Source organism: Streptomyces sp. NPDC002790, from assembly GCF_040295505.1.
GTDB lineage: Bacteria > Actinomycetota > Actinomycetes > Streptomycetales > Streptomycetaceae > Streptomyces.
In genome coordinates this window covers 1-5,552 of record NZ_JBEOVM010000200.1, presented here as the reverse complement: position 1 = coordinate 5,552, position 5,552 = coordinate 1, and the positions used below count along the sequence as shown (strand labels likewise).

Sequence of the window (5,552 nt, the reverse complement as noted above, 5' to 3'; positions counted from 1 at the left end):
GGTCTCGTAGCGGAGCTACTAGGGCATTTCGGCAACGCCGCGAGCGTGCGTGCCAGACCCCGCGAGGCAGACGGGACTTTCGAAACACGCCCTAGTGACGACGAGCGGTGGCGGGGCACGGGGGCCGGTTGGCAGGCCGGATTCGCTCGGTAGAGTGTTCGGCATGACTACCGGGGTGCGGCGCAGAATGGGAGTCGAGGAGCGGCGGCGGCAGTTGATCGGGGTCGCACTCGAACTGTTCAGCCACCGCTCCCCCGACGAGGTCTCCATCGACGAGATAGCGGCCGCCGCGGGCATCTCGCGACCGCTGGTCTACCACTACTTCCCGGGCAAACTCAGCCTGTACGAGGCCGCGTTGAGGCGGGCGGCGCAGGATCTGGCCGAGCGGTTCGAGGAGCCGCGGGAGGGTCCGCTGGGCGCGCGGCTGCTGCGCGTGATGGGCCGCTACTTCGACTTCGTGGACGAGCACGGTCCCGGGTTCTCCGCGTTGATGCGGGGCGGTCCGGCGGTCCCCGCGGGCGGAGCCTGCTCCATGAGCACCGCGTCGGCGACGAACGCGCTGATCGACTCCGTCCGACAGGCGGCGTACGTCCAGATCCTCGCGCATCTGCGGGTGTCGGCGCCCTCCGCCCGCCTCGAACTCGTCGTGCGCTCGTGGATTTCGCTCGCCGAGTCGACGGCGCTGATCTGGTTGGACGGGCGGCGTGTGCCGCGCGAGGAGCTGCAGCTCCAACTCGTCCACGACTTCGCGGCGTTGGCCGCGGTGAGCGCGGCGCACGACGAGGAGATGGCGTCCCTCCTCCGCCATATCCTCGCGGACGACCCCCCGGACGGCCCCTTCGCCACCCTCATCACCCGGCTGGCGTCACTGACACCGGTCGGCGCGTAGGGCTGCGCCGGCGCCGGCCCCTGACACACGTGCCGCCCGCACCGTGGTGCCGCCCCAGGCGGCAGATTGCCCAAGGCGGCGGCAGGCACCCCGTCGGGCCGAACGCCCCCCCCGGAGGGGGCGGGGGTGGGAGGTGAGCGGGGAGGGGCCATCACCTGCGGGACGGGTGGGCCAATTAAGCCCCTGCGGCGATTGAGCAGCGGGGTCCGGGGCGGAGCCCCGATCTTTCCAGCCCGGCCGACGCTTGAGCCTTCCCAGCCCCGCCGGCGTTTGGGCTTTTCCAGCCCCGCCGGCGTTTGAGGCGCGGGGTCCGGGGCGGAGCCCCGTGGCGGAGGGGCGGTGCCGGGTCAGTCGGCGATGGCCGAGCGGTACGACGGGGTCAAGTCGCGGACCTCCGCGGAGAGATGCACACCGGCAGGCTCCTTGATGTGGGCCGGAAGCGCCACCAGCACCGCCTCCGCAAGCGCCACCTTCGCCTCCTCCGTCCGCCCCGCGAGCAACGCGATCTCCACGTGCACGACGGACCCGACCCCATCCCCCACCACCGTCGTCCCGACCTCGCGGAACCGCGTCTTGCACGCGGGAATACGCGCCGCCACGATGTCGACGGCAGCCTGATGCACGGCCCCGGCCAGCCCCACCCGGTCGAGGCGATCGTGGAGATCCGCCGAGTGGTCGACGGTGATCTGCGGCATGGAACCCTCCGAGGGTGTCGTGGTGCGTGTCGGCGCCCACCTTCACCCGGAAGCGCCCACCCGCACAATCACGTCCCGCCCAGCGGACGCGCCACGGCCCGCCGCACCGCGAGGAGCGCGATGTCGTCGGCGCGGTCGCGGCCGAAGCGGTCGAGGAGCGCGTCGCACAGCTCGCCGGGCGGCGCGGGCGCGACCGCGGCGGCGCGGCGCAGCTCCTCCAAGGACACGGCCAGATCGATGCCGCGGGTCTCGACGAGGCCGTCGGTGACCATGAGGAGACGATCACCGGGGCCGAGGTCGAGCACGGTCGGCTCGGGATGCGGCAGCCGGAGCCCGAGCAGCGGCCCCGCCGCCTTCGCGTACCGCGCCGCGCCGCCGACCGGCACGACGAGCGGCGGAATGTGCCCCGCGTTGGCCACCCGCGTACGGCCGGTCGCGGGGTCGACGAGGGCCAGGCACAGCGTGGCGGTGAGCTGCGGGTGGTAGTGCTTGAGCAGCCGGTCGAGGCGGGCCACGAGGTGGGCGGGGCGCGGGTCCTCCAGGCAGTAGGCGCGCAGCGCGTGCCGGAGCTCGACCATCACGGTGGCCGCGTCGAGCGAGTGCCCCACGACGTCGCCGACGCCGACCAGCACGCCCTCGGGGGTGGGCAGCGCCGCGTAGAAGTCGCCGCCCATCTCGGCCTCCTGGGAGGCGGGCTCGTAGCGGAAGTCGATGTCCAGGCCGGCGAAGGCGGGCAACTCCGAGGGCAGGAAGTTGTGTTGCAGCGTATGGGCGACATGCCGCTCCTGCTCGTACAGGACGAGGGGTTCCGCGGCGAGCGCGGTCGCGCGGGCGAGCTGGGCGACGAGCGGCCCCGTCCTGCCGTCCGGGTCGGCGAAGTCGGGCGTGGCCAGGCACACGGGGAGCCGGCCGTCGCGGGTGCGGGAGAGGGTGAGCCGGGCGCCGCCGGGCCCGAAGTACGCCTGCGGCCACACGGCCGGGGGTGGCAGCGCGGTGCGCACGCCGCCGGGCCCGCAGCTGATCCGCCGCACCAGCTCGACGGCCCGCTCGCGCGCTGCGGCGTCCGGCACCACGAGCGCCGCCGCGCTCCGGGACAGGCCCGTGTGCACCGCGCCGTGGTCGCCGAGGACGAAGACCGCGGCGTCGCCCCCGGTGAACCGGGCCGTCGCGGCCGCCGCCGTCCGGGCGAGGTCGGCGAGGTCCCGGGCGCCCTGCACGTCGACGACGGCCCGGGAGAGCAGCGTGAGGTGGTCGAACTGGGCCTGGGTGTCGGTGAGTTCACGGGCCCCGCGGAGCGCGGCACGCACGACGGCGCGGATCTCCTCCGGTTCGGCGGGCACCGTCAGATATGCCTCGCCGCCCGCGTCGAGCGCGCGGCAGCGGTCCGCCGGCGCGGAGGGGCGGGCGGAGAAGTGCACGACGGGGATCCCGGCGAGCGAGGGCAGCGCCTTGACCCTGCGGCACAGTTCGAACCCGCTGAGGTCGGGAAGGCCCACGTCCACGAGCGCCACGTCGGGCAGCGCGCCAGCGCGCAGCCGCACGTCGAGTTCGACGAGGGCCTCGCCCGCGGAGCCGACCGGGATGACGACATGGCCCGCCCGGCTCAGGACAGCGCTCAGTGCGTACCGGCCGGCGGCGCTGTCGTCGACCACCAGGATGGTGCACCCGACGTCGGTTCCGGATCTCTGAACCATGGTGTTCACGAGCAGGCCCCTCAGGAAACGGAGCGGTGCGAGCCCCCTCGGCCCGCCGCACCAAACTACCGCCGGACACCCGTGCGGCGGCCCGCCCTTCCTCCGGTTCACCGTTCCGGGTGGCGGCGGCCCAACCCGGCTTGCCCGCCCGGTACTTCCCGTTCGGTGGGCAATGCGGCGAGTGACGGGTAAGGTCGCGTCCCGTGACCGCACGCCTAGCCGACATCGCAGCACAAGCGGGGGTCAGCGAAGCGACCGTCAGCCGTGTGCTCAACGGGAAGGCGGGGGTCGCCGCGGCCACCCGCCAGTCCGTCCTCGCCGCCCTCGACGTGCTCGGCTACGAGCGCCCCGTGCGCCTCAAGCAGCGCAGCGCGGGCCTCGTCGGCCTGATCACGCCGGAACTCGAGAACCCGATCTTCCCCGCGCTCGCCCAGGTCGTCGTGCAGGCCCTGACCAGGCAGGGTTACACCCCGGTCCTGGCCACCCAGACCCCCGGCGGCTCCACCGAGGACGAGCTGACGGAGATGCTCGTCGACCGCAACGTCAGCGGCATCATCTACGTCTCCGGGCTGCACGCCGACACCACGGCCGACCCGCAGCGCTACGAGCGGCTGCGCGGCCAGGGCGTCCCCTTCGTCCTCGTCGACGGGTACGCGCCGTCGATCGCGGCGCCCTTCATCTCTCCGGACGACCGGGCCGCGGCCCGGCTCGCGGTGACGCACCTCGCCTCGCTCGGCCACACCCGGATCGGGCTGGCCGTGGGGCCGCGCCGCTTCGTCCCCGTACAGCGGAAGATCGAGGGCTTCGTACGCACGATGACGGAGCGGCTCGACCTGCCCGGGGACGAGATCGAGCGCGATTTCGTCCAGCACTCCCTCTACACCCTGGAGGGCGGGCAGGCCGCGACCTCCGCGCTGCTCGACCGGGGCTGCACGGCGGTGGTCTGCGCGAGCGACATGATGGCGCTCGGCGCGATCAGGGCGGTGCGCGAGCGCGGCCTGGACGTGCCGAAGGACGTCTCCGTGGTCGGTTTCGACGACTCTCCGCTGATCGCCTTCACCGATCCACCGCTGACCACGATCCGCAAGCCGGTACACGCGATGGGTCAGGCGGCGGTGCACACGCTGCTCGAGGAGGTCGGCGGCACGCCCGCGCCGCCGAGCGAATTCGTGTTCATGCCGGAACTGGTGGTGCGGGGGTCCACGGCCGCGTCAGCAGCGGTATCCGTAGGGGTTCGGCCTCGTCCGTAGGGCGTAGCGGGTGCGCCCATGACCCGCCCGAGGGATGATCGGTCGGGGGGTCGTGATCTGGCAGACTCTGTGCCTATGGGTGAAATGACCGTGACGACACGTGAAGGCCGAAAAGGGGCCACACCCTCACCCATCGCGGAAGTCCGCGCCGGGCGTCGCCTTCGGGCGCCGCGGCGCCCCCGCCTCTGGTTCGAGATCCTGCTGATCGCGGTGAGTTACTACACGTACTCCCTGATCCGCAACGCGGTCCCGGAGCAGAAGGCGCAGGCGCTGCGCAATGCCGACTGGATCTGGCAGGCGGAGCACAGCCTCGGGATCGCCGCCGAGCAGACCGTCAACCATGCCGCGAATTCGGTGAGTTGGCTCATCGTCGGCATGAACTACTACTACGCGACACTGCACTTCGTCATCACGTTGGGCGTGCTGGTGTGGCTGTTCCGCTGCCATCCCGGCCGCTACGCGGCGACCCGTCTCGCGCTGTTCGCGACGACGGTGGTCGCCCTCGTCGGTTACTACTTCTATCCGCTGGCGCCGCCGCGGCTGATGAGCGGCGGCGGCTTCGTCGACACCGTCGCGGTGCACCAGACCTGGGGCTCGATGGCCTCGGGCAACCTGAAGAACATGTCGAACCAGTACGCGGCGATGCCGTCGATGCACATCGGCTGGTCGCTGTGGTGCGGCATGACGATCTTCGCGCTCGCCTCGGTGCCGTGGGTGCGGGTCCTCGGGCTCCTCTATCCGGTGCTGACCCTGGTGGTCATCGTGGCGACCGCGAACCACTTCTGGCTGGACGCGGTGGGCGGCATGCTGTGCCTGGCGTTCGGGTTCGCGGTGGCGCGGGCCTGGTACGGGGCGCTGCCGTACGCGCTGCCGCGTCTGGTGACCCGACCACTGATGCCGATCAAGGCGTAGGCCTGACGGCTCGGGGGCGGCACCGTACGGTGGCCCCCCAAACCACACAATCCCCCCCGGGCGGGGACCCGCCCTCCCACACCCAGGGGCGCACCGGGGGCACCGCGACCAC

General features: G+C 72.7%; 5 protein-coding genes. 3 read left to right on the top strand and 2 right to left on the bottom strand.

Annotated features, from left to right (window positions below):
• Positions 1 to 163: 163 nt before the first annotated feature.
• The gene (locus ABT004_RS35705; protein WP_351345791.1) at positions 164 to 889 is read left to right on the top strand and encodes a TetR/AcrR family transcriptional regulator; all 726 of its coding nucleotides are present in this window, start codon (positions 164 to 166) and stop codon (positions 887 to 889) included.
• A gap of 347 nt (positions 890 to 1,236) precedes the next feature.
• Here the strand turns inward: ABT004_RS35705 and ABT004_RS35700 are convergent, their stop codons facing one another.
• Together ABT004_RS35700 and ABT004_RS35695 are read right to left on the bottom strand one after the other, a co-directional pair.
• Complete coding sequence (locus tag ABT004_RS35700) at positions 1,237 to 1,584, bottom strand: isomerase (protein ID WP_351345788.1); 348 nt, start codon at positions 1,582 to 1,584, stop codon at positions 1,237 to 1,239.
• A 68-nt stretch (positions 1,585 to 1,652) separates the two neighbouring features.
• Positions 1,653 to 3,278, bottom strand: coding sequence for a SpoIIE family protein phosphatase (locus tag ABT004_RS35695; RefSeq protein WP_351345794.1), 1,626 nt, complete (start codon positions 3,276 to 3,278; stop codon positions 1,653 to 1,655).
• 203 nt (positions 3,279 to 3,481) lie between these two features.
• On the opposite strand from ABT004_RS35695, the gene ABT004_RS35690 reads away from it, so the two are divergent.
• Positions 3,482 to 4,528, top strand: a complete 1,047-nt coding sequence (locus tag ABT004_RS35690; RefSeq protein WP_351345785.1) for a LacI family DNA-binding transcriptional regulator — start codon at positions 3,482 to 3,484, stop codon at positions 4,526 to 4,528.
• A 75-nt stretch (positions 4,529 to 4,603) separates the two neighbouring features.
• Complete coding sequence (locus ABT004_RS35685; protein ID WP_351345782.1) at positions 4,604 to 5,440, top strand: phosphatase PAP2 family protein; 837 nt, start codon at positions 4,604 to 4,606, stop codon at positions 5,438 to 5,440.
• Positions 5,441 to 5,552: the final 112 nt, after the last annotated feature.

Excerpts from the sequence above, each read along its gene's own strand:
- ABT004_RS35695 (WP_351345794.1), bottom strand. The coding sequence starts at position 3,278 with ATGGTTCAGAGATCCGGAACCGACGTCGGGTGCACCATCCTGGTGGTC.
- ABT004_RS35700 (WP_351345788.1), bottom strand. The coding sequence starts at position 1,584 with ATGCCGCAGATCACCGTCGACCACTCGGCGGATCTCCACGATCGCCTC.
- ABT004_RS35685 (WP_351345782.1), top strand. The coding sequence starts at position 4,604 with ATGGGTGAAATGACCGTGACGACACGTGAAGGCCGAAAAGGGGCCACA.
- ABT004_RS35705 (WP_351345791.1), top strand. The coding sequence starts at position 164 with ATGACTACCGGGGTGCGGCGCAGAATGGGAGTCGAGGAGCGGCGGCGG.